The sequence below is a fragment of the Roseovarius sp. D0-M9 genome (assembly GCF_037083805.1).
In the GTDB taxonomy this organism is placed as follows: domain Bacteria; phylum Pseudomonadota; class Alphaproteobacteria; order Rhodobacterales; family Rhodobacteraceae; genus Roseovarius.
Genome location: NZ_JBAPKZ010000015.1, coordinates 35,072 through 52,595, shown reverse-complemented (window position 1 = coordinate 52,595; position 17,524 = coordinate 35,072). Strand labels below are relative to the sequence as shown.

Annotated in this window: 16 protein-coding genes; 10 read left to right on the top strand and 6 right to left on the bottom strand. The window is 63.9% G+C overall.

Annotated elements, in window-relative coordinates; translation table 11 throughout:
• Positions 1–73 precede the first annotated feature (73 nt).
• The 5 genes from V8352_RS11505 to purF all read left to right on the top strand — a co-directional run bounded on the left by V8352_RS11505 (position 74) and on the right by purF (position 4,898).
• Positions 74–793 carry a DNA repair protein gene (locus V8352_RS11505; RefSeq protein WP_336424434.1) on the top strand — a complete coding sequence of 240 codons (720 nt, stop codon included), beginning with the start codon at positions 74–76 and terminating at the stop codon, positions 791–793.
• A 57-nt stretch (positions 794–850) separates the two neighbouring features.
• Positions 851–2,218, top strand: a complete 1,368-nt coding sequence (gene radA / locus V8352_RS11500; RefSeq protein WP_336424433.1) for a DNA repair protein RadA — start codon at positions 851–853, stop codon at positions 2,216–2,218.
• 24 nt (positions 2,219–2,242) lie between these two features.
• Entirely contained in the window at positions 2,243–2,866 is a 624-nt protein-coding gene (locus V8352_RS11495; RefSeq protein WP_336424432.1) for a CvpA family protein, read from the top strand.
• Between the two features lie 7 nt (positions 2,867–2,873).
• Positions 2,874–3,320 (top strand): DMT family transporter, encoded by a 447-nt coding sequence (locus V8352_RS11490; protein ID WP_336424431.1) that lies wholly within the window; start codon positions 2,874–2,876, stop codon positions 3,318–3,320.
• A gap of 99 nt (positions 3,321–3,419) precedes the next feature.
• The gene (purF, locus tag V8352_RS11485; protein ID WP_336424430.1) at positions 3,420–4,898 is read left to right on the top strand and encodes an amidophosphoribosyltransferase; all 1,479 of its coding nucleotides are present in this window, start codon (positions 3,420–3,422) and stop codon (positions 4,896–4,898) included.
• A gap of 220 nt (positions 4,899–5,118) precedes the next feature.
• On the opposite strand, the gene V8352_RS11480 is transcribed toward purF, so the two are convergent.
• Positions 5,119–5,325 carry a cold-shock protein gene (locus V8352_RS11480; RefSeq protein ID WP_336424429.1) on the bottom strand — a complete coding sequence of 69 codons (207 nt, stop codon included), beginning with the start codon at positions 5,323–5,325 and terminating at the stop codon, positions 5,119–5,121.
• 311 nt (positions 5,326–5,636) lie between these two features.
• On the opposite strand from V8352_RS11480, the gene V8352_RS11475 reads away from it, so the two are divergent.
• The 4 genes from V8352_RS11475 to V8352_RS11460 all read left to right on the top strand — a co-directional run bounded on the left by V8352_RS11475 (position 5,637) and on the right by V8352_RS11460 (position 9,197).
• Positions 5,637–6,275 (top strand): SDR family NAD(P)-dependent oxidoreductase, encoded by a 639-nt coding sequence (locus V8352_RS11475; protein WP_336424428.1) that lies wholly within the window; start codon positions 5,637–5,639, stop codon positions 6,273–6,275.
• 181 nt (positions 6,276–6,456) lie between these two features.
• Entirely contained in the window at positions 6,457–7,239 is a 783-nt protein-coding gene (surE, locus tag V8352_RS11470) for a 5'/3'-nucleotidase SurE (protein WP_336424427.1), read from the top strand.
• On the top strand, positions 7,236–7,895 hold the full coding sequence (locus V8352_RS11465) for a protein-L-isoaspartate(D-aspartate) O-methyltransferase (RefSeq protein WP_336424426.1): 660 nt from the start codon (positions 7,236–7,238) through the stop codon (positions 7,893–7,895). Before surE ends, V8352_RS11465 begins: the two co-directional genes overlap by 4 nt.
• A gap of 129 nt (positions 7,896–8,024) precedes the next feature.
• Positions 8,025–9,197 carry a LysM peptidoglycan-binding domain-containing M23 family metallopeptidase gene (locus tag V8352_RS11460; RefSeq protein WP_336424479.1) on the top strand — a complete coding sequence of 391 codons (1,173 nt, stop codon included), beginning with the start codon at positions 8,025–8,027 and terminating at the stop codon, positions 9,195–9,197.
• Between the two features lie 89 nt (positions 9,198–9,286).
• On the opposite strand, the gene V8352_RS11455 is transcribed toward V8352_RS11460, so the two are convergent.
• Entirely contained in the window at positions 9,287–10,159 is an 873-nt protein-coding gene (locus V8352_RS11455; protein WP_336424425.1) for an NAD(P)-dependent oxidoreductase, read from the bottom strand.
• Between the two features lie 105 nt (positions 10,160–10,264).
• Here V8352_RS11455 and V8352_RS11450 point away from each other — a divergent pair, with 105 nt between their 5' ends.
• Entirely contained in the window at positions 10,265–12,739 is a 2,475-nt protein-coding gene (locus V8352_RS11450) for a penicillin acylase family protein (protein WP_336424424.1), read from the top strand.
• 17 nt (positions 12,740–12,756) lie between these two features.
• On the opposite strand, the gene hflX is transcribed toward V8352_RS11450, so the two are convergent.
• The 4 genes from hflX to trkA all read right to left on the bottom strand — a co-directional run bounded on the left by hflX (position 12,757) and on the right by trkA (position 17,485).
• Positions 12,757–14,085 (bottom strand): GTPase HflX, encoded by a 1,329-nt coding sequence (hflX, locus tag V8352_RS11445; protein ID WP_336424423.1) that lies wholly within the window; start codon positions 14,083–14,085, stop codon positions 12,757–12,759.
• 24 nt (positions 14,086–14,109) lie between these two features.
• The gene (gene hfq / locus V8352_RS11440) at positions 14,110–14,349 is read right to left on the bottom strand and encodes an RNA chaperone Hfq (RefSeq protein WP_336424422.1); all 240 of its coding nucleotides are present in this window, start codon (positions 14,347–14,349) and stop codon (positions 14,110–14,112) included.
• A 211-nt stretch (positions 14,350–14,560) separates the two neighbouring features.
• Positions 14,561–16,105 (bottom strand): TrkH family potassium uptake protein, encoded by a 1,545-nt coding sequence (locus tag V8352_RS11435; protein WP_336424421.1) that lies wholly within the window; start codon positions 16,103–16,105, stop codon positions 14,561–14,563.
• A gap of 3 nt (positions 16,106–16,108) precedes the next feature.
• On the bottom strand, positions 16,109–17,485 hold the full coding sequence (gene trkA / locus V8352_RS11430) for a Trk system potassium transporter TrkA (RefSeq protein WP_336424420.1): 1,377 nt from the start codon (positions 17,483–17,485) through the stop codon (positions 16,109–16,111).
• Between the last annotated feature and the right edge of the window lie 39 nt (positions 17,486–17,524).

The window sequence follows — 17,524 nt, the reverse complement described above, 5'->3', positions numbered from 1 at the left end:
GTCGGAGGGGGCGCTCTGTCTGGGGGTTATGATGCAAGGTCATACTAAAGCCGCGCTCACATTGGCGCAGGCAATGATGCAGCGGGTCGCGTTCGCCGCGATTGTCGCCGCCACGATTTCATTACTTGCCGCGACGCTGATGGCATCCATCGGCGCGCTGCCCTGGCTGGAGTTTACCGCGCGTTTCAATGGCGCGGAGTATGCCAATGCGGGTCAGATATTTCAGATCGGCCTTACTGCGCTCTTCGTGATGCTCTGCTTTTTCCTGCCGTCCAATGCGCGCATCATGCGGCTGGAAAATTCGCACCGGCGTTTTTCGATCAACATGGAAGATGTGGCGCGGGCCTATGCCGCCGCCCATGCCGCCGACCGCGCGGGCACTTTTGGCGTCCATTCCGAGTTCGACGCCGTTCGCGCGCGGCTGGCCCATCTGAATGAGCATCCCGACCTTGGCACGCTAGAGCCTGCAATGCTGGAAGTTGCGGCCCAGATGTCCTACCTCAGCCGCGAGTTGGCCGAGACCTATTCCGATGAAAAGATCGAACGCGCCCGCGCCTTTCTGATCCAGCGCCAGCAGGAAATCGAAAGTTTTGAGACGCGTCTGGAAAAGGCCAAGCTGGTCTGCCAGGAGCTCAAGCATTGGTCCACCCGCGTGGACATGGACGAAAGTGTCGCGCGAAGCCAGCTGGGCCGGCTCAAGGATGACCTCAAGACCATCCTGCCCGAACTCGACGCGGGCGCCCCGCGCGGGCCACGCGGCCTCGTGGACGTGACCAAGACGGCTGCGGAATAGGGACGATGGCAGGCAGAGGCGTTTGACTGCCCTGCCCGCATGGGGCATGAGCAGTGGATGGCGAAAAAGCAACAGACATTCACTTGCACGGCTTGCGGCGCGGTCCACACCAAATGGTCAGGGCGTTGCGACGCCTGCGGCGCGTGGAACACCATCCAGGAGGATGAGGGCCTCAGCTCTGGCCCTGCCGCGAATTCGCTCGGCACAAGGCGCGGCTCCGGCATGGTCCTTAGCGATCTTTCGGCCAAGGAGGCGCCGCCGCCGCGCACTTCCTCTGGCCTCGATGAGCTTGACCGCGTGCTGGGCGGCGGTCTGGTGCCCGCCTCTGCCATCCTGGTTGGCGGCGATCCTGGCATCGGCAAATCAACGCTTTTGCTGCAGGCGGCTGCGAGTTTCGCGGCCCAGGGCCTCAAGACGATCTACGTCTCGGGCGAGGAGGCCAGTGCGCAGGTCCGCATGCGGGCCGACCGGCTGGGCCTTTCGGGTGCCAACGTGCAACTGGCGGCCGAGACGAACCTGCGCGACATTCTCACCACGATCGAAGCCGAGAAGCCTCAGTTGGTCATCATCGATTCGATACAGACCATGTGGCTCGATACCATCGGCAGTGCGCCCGGCAGCGTCAGCCAGGTGCGCGCCGCCGCCCATGAATTGACCAGTTTCGCCAAGCGGCGCGGCGTCAGCGTCGTTCTTGTCGGCCATGTCACCAAGGACGGGCAGATCGCAGGCCCCCGCGTGGTCGAGCATATGGTCGATACCGTGCTCTATTTCGAGGGCGAGCGCGGGCACCAGTTCCGGATTCTGCGCGCCGTCAAGAATCGCTTTGGCCCCGCCGACGAGATCGGCGTTTTCGAGATGACGGGCGCAGGCCTTTCGCAGGTCAGCAACCCCTCGGCACTGTTCTTGTCCGAGCGCGGCTCCCCCTCGCCCGGATCGGTTGTCTTTTCCGGGATCGAAGGCACGCGGCCCGTCCTGTGCGAGCTTCAGGCCCTTGTCGCGCCCTCGCCGCACAGCCAGCCGCGCCGCGCCGTCGTCGGCTGGGACGGGGCGCGCCTGTCCATGATCCTCGCCGTGCTCGAATCGCGCGTCGGCATCCCGTTTGCCGGACTCGACGTCTATCTGAACGTCGCGGGAGGCATGAAGATCACCGAACCTGCCGCCGATCTGGCCGTCGCCGCCGCGCTGATGTCTGCGCGAGAAGATGCCGCCCTGCCCGGCGATACGGTTGTTTTCGGGGAAATAAGCCTCTCTGGTGCGCTAAGGCCGGTGGGCCAGACCGAAAACAGGTTGAAAGAAGCCGAAAAACTTGGTTTCACGGCGGCAATACTTCCCGAGGGCGGCAAGTCTGGCGGGAAGAGTGGTCTGAGACTGACGCGTGCGGCGGACTTGACCGGTTTCGTAGGTGATATTTTCGGCGCGGGATAACCCGCGCTTCAGGATCGGGGCGACATGGACGGATTTACCATTATCGACGGCGCGGTGGCGCTGATTATCGTTCTGTCGGCGCTCTTGGCCTATAGTCGCGGCTTCGTCCGCGAAGCGCTTGCGATTGCGGGCTGGGTCGTGGCGGGCATGCTCGCCTTTCTCTTTGCGCCGCAGGTCGAGCCGCTGGTCAAGGAAATCCCCATGGTCGGTGATTTCATCGCCGACAGCTGCGAGCTGAGCATGATCGGTGCTTTTGCGGTCGTCTTTGCGGTGGCGTTGATCGTTGCGTCGTTCATTACACCGCTCTTTTCGTCGCTGGTCCAACGCTCTGCACTTGGCGGTCTCGACCAGGGTCTCGGCTTTGTCTTTGGTGTGGCGCGCGGTGTTCTGCTCGTCGCGATTGCCTATTTCGTCTATGACACCATCGTCACCGCTCAGGATATCCAGATGATCGACGATAGCCGCTCGGCCCGCGTGTTCGGGCAGATGACGAGCAAGATCGAGGATGGAAACCCCGAACAGGCGCTGGGATGGATCACCGCACAATATGAGGCGCTGGTCGGGGCCTGTGACGGGCCGAGCACGCCAGCCGACGATGCAATCAACCCACCAGCCCCGGCAGAAGAGCCTGCCGCACCCGCCGAGTGATATCTGAGTGACCAACCAGATCCTCATCGCGACCATCCTCATGGCGATCACGGGTGCGTTGATCGCCAGCCAGGCACCGATCAACGCTGCGCTTGGCCGCACCATCGGCAGCCCTGTGGGCGCAGCCACCGTGTCCTTTGCCGTCGGATTTGCGGTGCTGCTGATCGCGACCATTGCCATTGGCGACGGCGCCAGCCTGCTGCGCGCGGCCAGTGCCCCGCCCCTTTTACTGGTCGGCGGCGCGATGGGTGCGGTGTTTGTCTTTGCCTCGCTCTGGAGTGTTCCGCTGCTCGGCGTGGTCACCACTGCCTCGCTGATGATCTTTGGCCAGATGGGCGCGGCGCTGCTTTTGGATCACTACGGCGCCTTCGGCGTAGCGCAGCACAGCATCAATATCACGCGCGTCCTATCGGCGGCGCTGGTGGCGGCTAGTGTGATCCTGTCGCGGTGGTAAGTCACTTCCCCGAGATCATGCAGTGACACCGGCGCCGACAGCCCCTATGTGTGACACATCTGTGAAAACCGGATTCGGAGCGCCCCATTGACCAAAATCATGCCTCCCGCCCATCCCTTCGATACATCTTACCTCAACGACGCGGATGACGGCGACAAGCTCAAGGAAGAATGCGGCGTCTTTGGCGTGATCGGGGTTCCCGATGCGGCCAATTTCACCGCCCTCGGCCTCCATGCCCTGCAACATCGCGGCCAGGAGGCTGGCGGTATAGTCAGCTACGACGCCAGCGCAGGCTTCAATAGCGCGCGCCGCTTCGGCTATGTGCGCGACAATTTCACCAAACAGAGCCTGATGGAGACGCTGCCCGGTGATCTGGCCATCGGCCATGTGCGCTATTCGACGTCGGGCGGCAAGATGCCGGTGATCCGCGATGTGCAGCCCTTCTTTGGCGAGTTTTCCATGGGCGGGGCAGCGATTGCCCACAACGGCAACATCACCAACGCCATCGCCCTGCGCAAGGAACTGATCGAGCGTGGCAGCATCTTTCAGTCCAATTCCGACAGCGAATGCATCATCCACCTGATGGCGCGCAGCCTTCAACGCACCATCCCCGAGCGGATGGAAGATGCGTTGCGCCGCGTCGAGGGGGCGTTTTCCATCGTTGCCATGACCCGGACCAAGCTGATCGGCGTGCGCGACCCCTTGGGCGTGCGCCCGCTGGTTCTGGGCCAAGTCGCGGATGGCTGGGTGCTTAGCAGCGAAACCTGCGCGCTGGACATCATCGGCGCCAAGTATATCCGCGAAATCGCCCCGGGCGAGCTGGTCGTCATCACCAACAGCGGTGTCGAGAGTCACTATCCGTTCCGCAAGCAGAAATCGCGTTTCTGTATCTTTGAGCATGTCTACTTCAGCCGTCCCGACAGCATCATTGGCGACCGCAGCGTTTACGAAACGCGTCGCCAGATCGGGGTCGAACTGGCCAAGGAAAGCCCTGTCGAGGCCGATCTGGTCTGCCCTGTGCCGGACTCCGGCGTGCCTGCGGCGATCGGATACAGTCAGGAATCGGGCATTCCATACGCGATGGGAATCATCCGCAATCAATACATGGGCCGCACCTTCATCGAGCCGACCGAGCAGATCCGCAACATGGGTGTGCGCCTCAAGCTGAACGTCAACCGCGCGCTGATCGCAGGCAAACGCGTGATTCTCGTCGATGACAGCCTCGTGCGCGGTACCACCAGCCGCAAGATTCGCGAGATGATCCTGGATGCGGGCGCCGCCGAGGTGCACTTCCGCATTGCGTCCCCGCCCACGGCTTGGCCGTGCTTTTACGGTGTCGATACGCCCCAGCGCGACAAGCTGCTGGCCGCGACGATGAGCGCGGAAGAAATGCGCCAGCATCTGGCGGTGGACAGCCTCAACTTCATCTCGCTCGATGGTCTGTATCGCGCCGTAGGCGAGGAAAACGGGCGCGATGCATCCTGCCCGCAATACTGCGATGCGTGCTTCTCGGGCGAGTATCCGGTGCGCCCGACTGACCAGATCGAGCAAGGATTCGAGCTGAAGGCGGCGGAGTAAGGGCGAAAACCTGAAAACGGTTGCGTCTGTGCATGCGCGTCATCTTTGATGGCGCGCATTTTGCCTTGCGGCGTTCCAGCCCTCTGCCAGAACGACGGATGCAGGCTGTAAAACTTGGAAAAACCGCCGGAGCATGCCGCGCGGCGCGCATAAAAAAAGGCGCACCATCAAGGTGCGCCTTTCCAACTATCTAAAACACCACCTCGCTAGCGAGATGGTTTCACGCCAGTGCGAGGTTCGATGCCGACTCGCGGCCATCACGGCCGGATTCGATGTCGAAAGTCACTTTCTGATCGTCGTTCAGACCGGTCAGGCCAGCCTGCTCGACGGCAGAGATGTGCACGAACACGTCCTTAGAGCCGCCATCGGGCGCGATAAAGCCGAAGCCTTTAGTTGTGTTGAACCATTTGACGGTACCAGTAGCCATCGTCCGTACTCCTATAAAATAACTGCCTGCAGGGTGCAGCAGATCGGGCAAGTCAGCGCAAGATCGCATAACTAGTCCGGTAGGAGCAGTGATGTCGAAAAACGTAGAGCCGCGCCCTCCGTATGATCCCATCTGCGGCATAACACAAGCGCTCATTTGATTTTATCGACGCCGGACGGATCATCTTGGTGCAAATCAGGTTTGCGCACCCGCATCGGGCCACTCCCCATCGCCCAACTTACTGGAGCTTGGAGATACCCGTTGGGGCGGATCCTCTTGACGGCGCCGTGTCCGGGGTGCACACCGCGCGCATGACCCAGATCGCACTCATCACCGGCGCCTCGCGCGGCCTTGGCGCGGCCATCGCCCTTGAATTGGCCGCCACACATCATGTCGTGGCCGTCGCGCGCACCACCGGCGCGCTCGAAGAGCTTGATGACCGCATTCAGGCGGCGGGCCATTCGGCCACGCTGGCGCCCATGGACATCACCAATATCGATGCAATGCGCCAGCTTTGCCGCAGCATCCATGATCGCTGGGGGGGGATTGATATCTGGGCGCATACCGCGATCCATGCCGCGCCCCTGACGCCGGCCGATCACCTCGATATGCGCGACTGGGACAAATCGGTTGCGACGAATGCGGCGGCCACGGGGCATCTCATTCCCTTCATCGCGCCGCTTCTGGGCGCGGACGGCCAAGCCATGTTCTTTGAAGACTTCAAGGCGGGCGAGAAATTCGCCGGCGCCTATGGCGCAACCAAGGCCGCACAGATCGCCCTTGCCCGCTCGTGGCAAGCCGAGAGTGCCAAACACGGCCCCAAAGTGCATATCGTCAGCCCCGGACCAATGGCCACCGCGACGCGCGCGCGCTTCTACCCCGGTGAGGACCGCGCGGCCCTCAGCGATCCGCAGACCGAGGCGCGCCGCCTCCTCGCGCTGCTGGGATAGCGGCCGGTCGCGGGACCATTCTCGCGCCAGCCGCACACTTCCTAACCTTGCAGATTGCCCTCGCGCCTCCTTCCCACAGTGGCGCTGGCTCAACACTGCCTGCCTGATCCGGCTACGGCGCTTGCCCGTCTCGGGCGCGCCCGGTAGAGAGGGTGCAACGAGGCACAGGCACGAGGCGATAATGCGCATACTCATCACCAATGACGACGGTATCAACGCGCCCGGCCTTGCCGTGCTGACCGAGATCGCGCATGAGCTGGCCGGCCCCTCGGGCGAGGTCTGGTGCGTGGCGCCCGCCTTTGAGCAATCGGGCGTCGGACATGCCATCTCCTATACGCAGCCCATGATGGTCAGTGAAATGGCCCCGCGCCGTTATGCCGTTCAGGGCAGCCCAGCCGATTGCGTTCTCGCGGGCCTGCATGACATCCTCAATGGATCACCCCCCGATCTGGTCCTCTCGGGCGTGAACCGGGGCAACAACGCCGCCGAGAACGCGGTCTATTCCGGCACGCTCGGCGCCGCGATGGAGGCCGCCTTGCAAGGCGTGCGCGCCATCGCGCTCAGCCAATTCTACGGGCCTGCCAACAAGGATCTGGACGACACCTTCGAGGCCGCGCGCCAGCATGGGCTGTCCACCGTCCAGCGCCTGCTGGACAAGGGCGTCTGGACGAATGACGACTACGGTATCTTCTACAACGTGAATTTCCCGCCGATCCCGGCCCGCGACGTCAAGGGTCTGCGCGCTGCGCCGCAGGGCTTTCGCCGTGACATCGGCTTTGGCGTTCAGCCCCATATCGCGCCCTCGGGTCGCCGCTTCTTGTGGGTCACCGGCGCCCCGCAGCAAGAGCCGACCTCGCCCGGCTCGGACGCGGCCGTCAACCTCGAGGGTTATATCTCGGTCACGCCCATGCGCGCCGATCTCACGGCCCATGATATTCTGGAGCCGTTGAGAGCCATCGAATGACCGAGCCAGAGGACGATCAGGCAGAACGCAAGATGCAGTTCCTCTTCGCCCTGCGATCGAAGGGGATCACCGATAGCCGCGTGCTGACGGCAATGGAGCGGATCGATCGCGGGCCGTTCATTCGCGGCTACTTTGCCGATCGCGCCTACGAGGACATGCCCCTGCCCATCGCCTGCGGCCAGACGATCAGCCAGCCCTCGGTCGTCGGACTGATGACGCAGGCACTGAAGCTCAGCGCGCGCGACAAGGTGCTCGAGGTGGGCACCGGCAGCGGTTATCAGGCGGCGATCCTCAGCCTGCTGTCGCGCCGTGTCTATACGGTCGACCGTCATCGCCGCCTCGTGCAGGAGGCCAGTGAGATCTTTCGCGCGCTCGATCTGACGAATATCACCGCTCTGACGGCCGATGGCAGTTTCGGCCTGCCCGAGCAGGCCCCGTTCGACCGCATTCTCGTCACGGCTGCGGCCGAGGATCCGCCCGGACCGCTCTTGGCCCAGCTTAAAATCGGCGGTATCATGGTGGTACCGGTCGGGCAGTCCGACACCGTGCAGCGCCTGATCCGCGTGACGCGGCACCAGTCAGGTTTTGACTATGACGAGTTGCGCCCGGTGCGCTTTGTCCCACTGATCGAGGGTCTGGGGCGCGATACGGCCTGACGCTGGGCCTGAAACTGGGGGCCCAATGACACGCAAATGCCTCGATCAAACGGGGCAGAACATGAGGACGAGACCGACATGAGCAGCACTTCGCGCCAGCATTTCCGCCCCCTTCGGCGCCCCCGTCTGATGTCCCTGATGGCAGGCACATGCGCGCTGGCGCTCTCGGCTTGCGGCGTCACGATGGATTTCGACCTGCGTGGCCCCATCGGCGGGCTCGACACTGCGGCTGCGGCGCGGACCGCCACCGCAGACAGGCCAGAACCGGACTCCCGCGGCATCATTTCCTATCCTGGCTATCAGGTCGCTGTGGCAGAGCGCGGTGACACGCTGGCCAGCCTTGCAGAACGCGTCGGCACCGATCCGAATGCCTTGGCGCGATATAACGGCATCCAGACCGATGATCCCTTGCGCGCGGGCGAGGTGATCGCCCTGCCCGGCCGCGTGGCCGAGCCTGCGGGCGGCCCGATCCAGCCCGGCGGCAGCGACATCACGCAGATCGCCGGCGCGGCCATCGACAGCGCGTCAGCCAGCGAGATCCAGACCAGCAGCCTGGAGCCTGCAAACCGGTCCAGCGGTGCCCAGCCAAGCGGGGCCGAGCCGGTGCGCCACCAGGTGACGCGCGGCGAGACAGCCTATACCATCGCGCGGCTCTACAATGTGTCGATCCGTAGCCTGGCAGAATGGAACGGCCTCGGCTCGGATTTCGCGGTTCGCGAGGGGCAGTATCTGATCATTCCCGTTGCCCTGCCGGGCGAGCAGACGGCCCCATTCGATGCCGATGACCGGCCCGAGACCGAGGCACCGGGAACAGGATCGCCCACCCCCGAGCCGCCGAGCGCGGCGCGCCCCCTGCCCGAGGAAGACACCGTTCCGGCCGCCGAGGCGCAGGCCGCCCCCAAGGAAGCACCGGATCTGAGCGCCGAGCAGACAACCGCTTCCGCGCCCAAGGCCCGGATGAGCTATCCGGTGCGCGGCGATATCGTGCGTCCCTTTTCAAAGGGAAAGAACGACGGCATCGACATTGCCGCCAGCCCCGGCACTGCGGTCAAGGCCGCCGATAGCGGCACGGTCGCGGCGATCACGAAGGATACCAAGGGCACGCCGATCATCGTGGTCAAGCACGCGAACAATCTGCTTACCGTCTATTCCAACGTCGACAACGTGGCAGTCGCCACAGGCGACAGCGTCAGCCGCGGGCAGACCTTGGCCAAGATCCCCTCGACCGGCGCGGCGGCGGTCCATTTCGAGGTGCGCAATGGCTTCGACAGCCTCGATCCGGTCCCGTATCTGACCGAGTAGAATAGAAAGGCGCGCGGTTCGTTGCCGCGCGCCCCATTTTCATTGTTCCAAAAATACTCATTGCCCGGCGTGGCCGCCCATGCGCGCCGTCAGCCCATCTTGCGCAGCCGCTCGATCAAGCTCGACGTGTCCCAGCGGCCGCCACCCTGCTTTTGCACATCCTTGTAAAACTGATCGACCAGCGCCGTGACCGGAAGCGAGGCGCCGTTCTCGTCCGCGGCCTCAAGGCAGATGCCCAGATCCTTGCGCATCCAATCGACCGCAAAGCCGTGCTCGAAATGCCCCTCCAGCATCGTGGTCGAGCGGTTGGCCATCTGCCAACTGCCTGCCGCGCCCTGACTGATGACCTCGACGACGGATGCGCCGTCCAGCCCAGCCTTTTCGGCAAAATGCAGCGCCTCGCTCAGCCCCTGAACAAGGCCGGCGATGGCAATCTGATTGCACATCTTGGTCATCTGGCCCGCGCCTGATCCGCCGATGCGGCGGCAAAGCTTGGAGTAGACCTGCAAGATCGGCTCAGCGGCGGCATAGGGCTCTGCGTCGCCGCCGCACATGATCGACAGCTGTCCATTCTCGGCCCCTGCCTGCCCGCCCGAGACGGGCGCATCGACAAGGGCAATGCCCCGCTCGGCTGCGATGGCAAAAAGCTCGGCAGTCACCGCCGCCGACACCGTGGTGTGATCGACAAAGGTCGCGCCTGCGGTCATTCCCGCAAAAGCACCGTCATCGCCCAGGCAAACGCTGCGCAGGTCGTCGTCGTTGCCGACGCAGGCCATCACGAAATCGGCGCCCTCGGCTGCGCCGCGCGGGGTCGGCACCGATGTGCCGCCATGCTCGGCCACCCAGGCGTCCGCCTTGGCGGCGGTGCGGTTATAGACGCACACCTCGTGACCAGTCTTGGCCAGATGCCCGGCCATAGGATATCCCATGACCCCCAGACCCAGAAATGCCAGCTTCGCCATTCGTCTCTCCTCTGATCACATTGCCGCTTGCGGCCATTGTCCTTCATTCCCTTTCTGACTATCCCCTCGTGAAAGGGCAAGACTGGGAAGGCAGGGCAGCGCGGCATGGCACTGGTGTTCAAATGGCTGATGCGGATCGCAGGCGGGCTGATCGCGCTGGCGCTGCTGGCGGCGCTCGGCCTCTATTTCCTGCTGTCGCGGTCCTTGCCCGAATATGACAAGACGCTGGTCGTGCCTTCGCTCTCGGCGCCGGTCGAGGTCGTGCGCGACAATGCCAATGTGCCGCACATCTTTGGTCAGTCCGAAGAAGATGTGTTCGAGGCGTTGGGATATGCCCACGCGCAGGATCGCCTCTGGCAGATGACGATCCTCCGGCGCACGGCGCAGGGGCGACTGTCCGAGGTCTTTGGCGCGCGCAGCCTGGCCACGGACCGTCTGATGCGACGCTTTGACATCTACGGCGCCGCGCGCCGGTCGCTCCAATGGCAGGACCGCGCGACGCGCGCGGCGCTCGATGCCTATGCGCGCGGCGTCAACGCCCGCATGACCGAAATCAACGACAGCGCCCTCGGGCGCGGCGCACCCGAAATGTTTCTCTTCAACGCGCCCATGGCGCCGTGGGTGCCCGCCGATTCCATCGCCATCATCAAGCTGATGGCCGTGCAACTCTCGCCGCATCTGCAAAACGAGGTTTTGCGCGCGCGCACGTCACTGGCCCTGGAGGATCCGGCCCGGTTGCAGGACATCATGCCCGATGCGCCGGGCGGCGGGATCGCCGCCCTGCCGAAATACGCCTCGTTTTTCGAGCCCGGCGCATTGCCGCGCTTTGCCGAAGCGGTGCAGACGCCCCAAGATCCTCTGTCGCCCATCGCGCCAGCCAATCTCGCGGGTGCCTCGAACGCTTTTGCCGCAGCGCCTGCGCGCTCGGCGTCGGGTGGCACGCTCTTGGCCAATGATCCGCATCTGGGCCTGACGGCCCCCTCGATCTGGTATCTGGCCCGGCTCGAGCTGGCCTCGGGCGGCGTCATCGGCGCAACTATTCCCGGTGTGCCGCTGGTCCTGTCGGGGCGCAGCGACAAGCTGGGATGGGGAATCACTTCGGCCTATCTGGACGATCTCGACGTGCATATCGAAGAGCTGAATCCTGAGAGGCCCAACGAATACCGCACACCGGACGGCTTTGCCGAGTTCACGACGCGCCGCACCATCATCCGCATCAAGGATGAGGCGCCCGTCACACTGACCCTGCGAGAGACCGAGAACGGCCCGGTTCTGCCCGGCTCGCAATTTGGCCTTGGCGCGATCACGCCACCCGGCCATGTCGCCAGCATCTCCTGGACCGCGCTCAGCCCGCGCGACACCACGATGAGCGCGGGCATCGCCCTGATGCGCGCCGCCACCATCGACGAGGCGCTGGCGGCGGGCGAGGATTTTGTCGCGCCCGCGCAGATTCTGACCGTCGCGGATGAGCAGAAAATCGCGATGAAGCTGGTCGGCGCCATGCCGCGGCGCAGCGCAGACCACGATACCGAGGGGCGTTTGCCCAGCCGGGGCTGGCTACCCCAGAACCGTTGGCAGGGGCGCTATCGTTATTCCGCCAACCCCGAATTCATCGACCCGCCCGGCGGGATCCTTGGCAATACCAACAACAAGATCGTCGATCGCCCCTTTCCCTCGCATGTCAGCCACCTTTGGGGCGATACGCAGCGCATCCACCGCTGGCAGCGTCTGATGCAGGGGCGCGAGGTGCATACCCGCGACAGCTTTGTAGAGGCGCAGCTCGACACGGTCAGCTTTACTGCGCGCTCACTCTTGCCGCTCATCGGTGCCGATCTGTGGTTTACGGGCGAAAGCGCGCCCGAGGGCACGCCGCAGCGGCTGCGCCAGCGCGCGCTGGAGCTTCTGGCCGAGTGGAATGGCGAGATGAACGAGCATCGCCCCGAGCCGCTGATCTACGCCGCCTGGCTGCGCGCCCTTGGAGAGCGTTTGGTGCGTGACGATTTGGGGCCGCTCGCCGATGAGTTCACCCATACCGATCCCGTCTTTGTCGAGCGGGTCTTTCGCGATGTGGATGGCGCATCGGCCTGGTGCGATGTCAAACAGTCAGGGCCGATCGAGACCTGCACGGATATCGCGCGCCTCGCGCTGGACGATGCGCTGGTCTGGATCACGGAGCGCTATGGCACTGCGCTGGAATCCCTGCGCTGGGGCGATGCACATCAGGCGGCGCATGATCATCCTGTGCTGGGCGATATTCCGGGCCTCGGCTATTTCGTGAACATCCGCCAATCCACCGGCGGCGGCGATCATACGCTGCAACGTGGGCGCACGTCGGGGACGGGCGAAAACCCCTTCGCCAATGTGCATGCGGCAGGCTATCGCGGCGTCTATGATTTTGCCGATCCCGGCAGCAGTGTCTTTATCGTCTCGACCGGGCAGTCGGGCCATTTCCTCAGTCGTCACTATGACGATCTGGCGCAACTGTGGCGCCGGGGTGAGTATATCCCGATGTCACTGGACCCTGACCTTGCACGCGCAGGAGCAGTCGGCGTCACGGTGCTGACGCCGGGGGCAGAGTAGGCTTTCGGTAGCGGCAATTATGTCAGCGCGTCGAACTCGGCGCGCTGGCGGGCCGTCCAGCGCAATGTCAGGCGATAGCCTTCCTCGCCCTTGTCCTCGTTCTCGATCAGCCCGTGCTCGTGCAGCCATGCGCGCTTGCGCCCCTCGGCATAGGGCAGATCGATCTGCTCGACGCGGGCATCTCCGGTCAGCATCTCGCCAAGCCTGTCCACCAGCGCCTGCATCCCCTCGCCCGTGATGGCCGACAGGGCATAAACATCTTCGGTGCGCTCGGCGCGGGTGATCAGCGCCGCACGCTCTTCGGGGTCCATCAGGTCGATCTTGTTCCAGATCTCGATACGCGGCACATCCGCGCCGACCTTGAGACTGTCGAGAATGGCCTCGACATCGGCCTTCTGCGCCTCGGTCTCGGGATGCGAGATGTCGCGGACATGGCAGATCACATCGGCGCTCAGCACCTCTTCCAGCGTTGCGCGAAAGGCGGCGACAAGCTCGGTCGGCAGATCGGATATGAACCCGACCGTATCACTCAGAATGACCTCGGGCCCGCCGCCGGGCAGCGCGATGCGCCGCATCGTCGGATCGAGCGTGGCAAAGAGCATGTCCTTGGCCATCACCTCAGCCCCGGTGAGCGTATTGAAAAGCGTTGATTTCCCGGCGTTGGTATAGCCGACCAGCGCCACAATGGGAAAAGGCACCTTGGCGCGCGCGGCGCGGTGCAGGGTGCGCGTCTTGGCCACCTTCTCCAGCTGCCGGCGCAGGCGCACCAGCTGCGTGTCGATGGCGCGGCGGTCCGCCTCGATCTGCGTCTCGCCCGGTCCGCCGACAAACCCAAGACCGCCCCTTTGACGCTCAAGGTGGGTCCAGGCGCGCACAAGGCGGGTGCGCTGATAGCTGAGCGCGGCCATTTCGACCTGCAACACACCCTCACGGGTCGCGGCGCGATCGCTGAAAATCTCAAGGATCAAGCCGGTCCGGTCAAGGATCTTGACCCCCCATTCCTTCTCCAGATTGCGCTGCTGCACTGGGCTGACCGGGCCGTCGATGAGCACCAGTTCGATATCGCTGCCGGCAAACTGTGCCTTCAACTCGGCAATCTTGCCCTTGCCGAAAAGCTTGCCGGGATGAACCTTGGGCAGGCGCACCACGGTGCCGCCCAGCACCTCCAGCCCCGGAAGTGCATGACCCAACGCCTCGGCCTCCTCGAGCGCGAGATCGGGCTTGCGGGCGTTGCCACCAGATTTCCAGATGTCGGGATGCAGAACCCAGGCGCGCGTGTCGCGCACTCTTGTGTCCTGCGCGCCGCCGCGCAGGGCATCGAAGTCGAAATCGTCTTCTTCAGTCATGTATTGGCTTTCGGGCCGCGCCGATCAGGCCGCATCATCACCGTCATAAAGACTGATGGGCTGCGACGGCATGATCGTCGACACGGCGTGTTTGTAGACCAGTTGCGACTGGCCGTCCCGACGCAAGAGGATGCAGAAATTGTCGAACCACGTGATGACACCCTGCAACTTGACCCCGTTAATGAGGAACACCGTCACGGGTGTCTTGGTCTTGCGCACCTGATTGAGAAATGCGTCCTGCAGGTTTTGACGGTCAGATGCCATGTTGGTCCCCAGATCCATTATTCTTGCTATATGCCGCGGATCGGCATTCGGGTGTCGTTAAATTGTCGCGCCCAATATGAAGCGCGAGTGTAGGAGTTTCCAGCCCTAAAATCAAATGACTGCGATGGTTTGCCAGTGTTGCTGCAATTCACCCCAAGGCATCGCCTTCCGCAACGTAACCTGCGCCTTGGGCGCAGCCGTGCCCTGCGTGTCAATCGCGCCAGAGGCTGGGGCTGATCAGGGCGATGATCGCCAACGTCTCGAGCCGCCCGAGAACCATCGCGGCGCAGACCACCAGCTTGGCCCCCGGTGCCATCAGGTTCAGCGCGATGGGCACCTCGCCTGCGACCTGTGTCAGCGGCCCGGTGGTCGAAAGCGCGGCGATGGCAAGGATGATCGCCTGTTCGAACTCCACACCGAATGCCGCCAGAACCACGGTCACAAGCGCCAGTGTCATGGCGAAAAGCATGAAGAAAATCCAAGCCACGAACGCGCCCTGCCTGCGCATCCGGCGGCTGCGCGCGCCGGCACGGCCCACGGAATTGGGATGGACCAGACGCTCCATCTCGCGCTGTCCATTGAGGTAGAGCGCATAGACGCGCAGCAGCTTGACCCCCCCCGCTGTCGTAGCGACGCCGCCCCCCACAAGGGCGGCGCCCATCAGGATGAGACCGGGCGTGCCTAGGCCCGACCACTGGCGCGCGATGTCCCAATGCGCGCTTTCAAAGCCGGTGGTGGACAGGAAAGACGCCACGCTGAACAATCCGCCCCACAGCGCGCTCATCGCTGATGGCATATCCTCGACCTGATCGACGCCCACTGCCGCGATCCAATGGCGCGAAAACAGCAGAAGAGGCACGCCAAGCACGATCACCATGCCCAGACGGAACTCGGGATCATTGTGCAGTCCGGGGCGCGCGGAGGTGATCGTGTCCGACGAGAACGTCATGCGTGACAAGCCGAACATCATGAAAAAGAAGATCACCAGCTCGCCGCCGATCCCTGACCCTGCGCGCTCGACCCCGCCGATGGGCGAGATGCCACTGGTTGCCATGGTCGACATCGCATGGATCAGCGCCACCAATGGCCGGTCGCCCCCGATCGCAAGAAAGAGCCAGAGCGCGCCGGTCAGGCCAATGTAGATGGGCGCCAAAGCCGATGTCACCTGCCACACGCGCCGACCTGAGCTTGCACGCTGAAAGCGCCCCTGTTGGTCATCTCCCTGCCCCGGCTCGGCCGTCGCCGTCAACTCGAAGCCCCCGAGGTTGAGCGGCGCAAGGATGGCGGACGCCGCGATCCACATCAGAAGGCCGCCCATCCAGCCGACCATGCCGCGCCACAGGTGCAGAGTGTCGACCAGCCGCCCCGGTTTGTCGAAAAGTGTCGCACCGGTGGTCGTGATCGACGACACCATTTCGAAATAGGCGTTGAGAAAGGTGGTCGTGCGCAGCCCCTCGTAAAAGGGGATGGCCAGAAAGACCGGCAGCGCGATGAAGGCAAGGCTGAGCGACATCAGATTGTCCAGATCGCTGACCTCGCGCCGCGGATTGCCGCCCATCGCCAACGCAATCAGCCCGATGACCACCAGCCCCAGCGCCCCCGAGTATCCGAAGCTGCGCGATACCGTATGCTCGCCCTGAAAAAGCGCATGGAGCGCGGGCACGAACATCGCCGCAGACGCAATCGCCGCAAACAGCAGGATCAGCGGCATCCGGGTCAGCGGCGATTGCCGCAAGAAGCGTGCGCGCGCGTCCATCGGTCAGAAAAAGTCGATCGAGACCTGAAGCAGCTGCTCCACCCGCTCGACATCCGCCGCCATGGCAAAGATCACGATCACATCGCCCTCGTCGATCCGCATCGCGCCGGTCGGCTTGAGGATCTTCTCGCCCTTCTTGACCGCGCCGACCAGCACGCCTTCGGGGAAATCAATGTCGCGGATCATGCTGCCCGCGATGGAGGATGTCGACATCACCTGCGCCTCGATCACCTCGGCCTCGGCATCACCGATGGAATAGACGCCGCGCACGCGGCCATGCCGGATGTGGCGCAGGATGCTGCTGACGGTCGTGGCACGCGGGTTGATATAGGCGTCGACGCCGATCGGCTCCAGAAGCGGGATCAGTGTCGGATCGTTGATGAGAGCGATGGCAAAGGGACACCCTTCTGACTTGGCGCGCACGGCGGCCAAGAGGTTCGTCTTGTCATCGTCGGTGACGCAAAGGACCGCGTCGGCCTTGCCGATGCCCGCCTCAACCAGAATCGAGCGATCAAGCGCGTCGCCGTTCAGCACAATGGTTCGCTCCAACGCGTCAGCCGCGCGCTCGGCGTTGCGGCGGTCGCGCTCGACCATCTTGGCCCGGATGCCGCGGCCCTTGGCCTCGAGTGCGCTTGCCACCGCAAGGCCCACGTTGCCGCCGCCCAGAATGACCACGCGCTCCTGCTTGTGGGCCTTCTTGCCAAACACTTCAAGCGTGCGGGGAATATCCTCGTTCGGGGCAAAGACATAGCACTCATCGCCCACAAAGAGCTGATCTGCCGCCTCGGGCGCAAAGAGCCTGCCGTCGCGCCGCACGGCCAGAACCACCACCCGCAGGGTCGAGAACAGATCGCTGAGCTGGCGCAGGGGCGTGTTGACGACCGGGCAATCCTCATCAAGGCGCAGGCCCATCAACTGCGCCTTGTCCCCCATGAATTTCTCGGTATCAAAGGCGGCGGGTGCGCCAAGGCGCAGCAGCGCCGCATCGGCAACCTCCTTTTCGGGGCTGATCACGACGTCGATCGGCATGTGATCGCGGCGGTAGAGCGCCGAGTAGATCGCATCGAGGTAGGATTTGCTGCGCAGGCGCGCAATCTTGCGCCTGATGGCAAAAACCGAATGGGCGACCTGGCAGGTCACCATGTTCACCTCGTCCGAATGCGTTGCGGCAATGATCATATCCGCATCGCGCGCACCCGCGCGGTCCAGAACGTCCGGGTAGCTGGCGAACCCGTGCAGGCCCTGCACGTCCAGCGTGTCCGTGGCGCGGCGCACCAGATCTGCATTGCTGTCCACGACCGTCACGTCGTTGTTCTCGCCCGAGAGGTGGCGCGCGATTTGCCAGCCGACCTGGCCCGCGCCGCAAATGATGACCTTCATGCCATGCCTTTCAAAGCTGCATTGCCGGGTTTGCCTGAC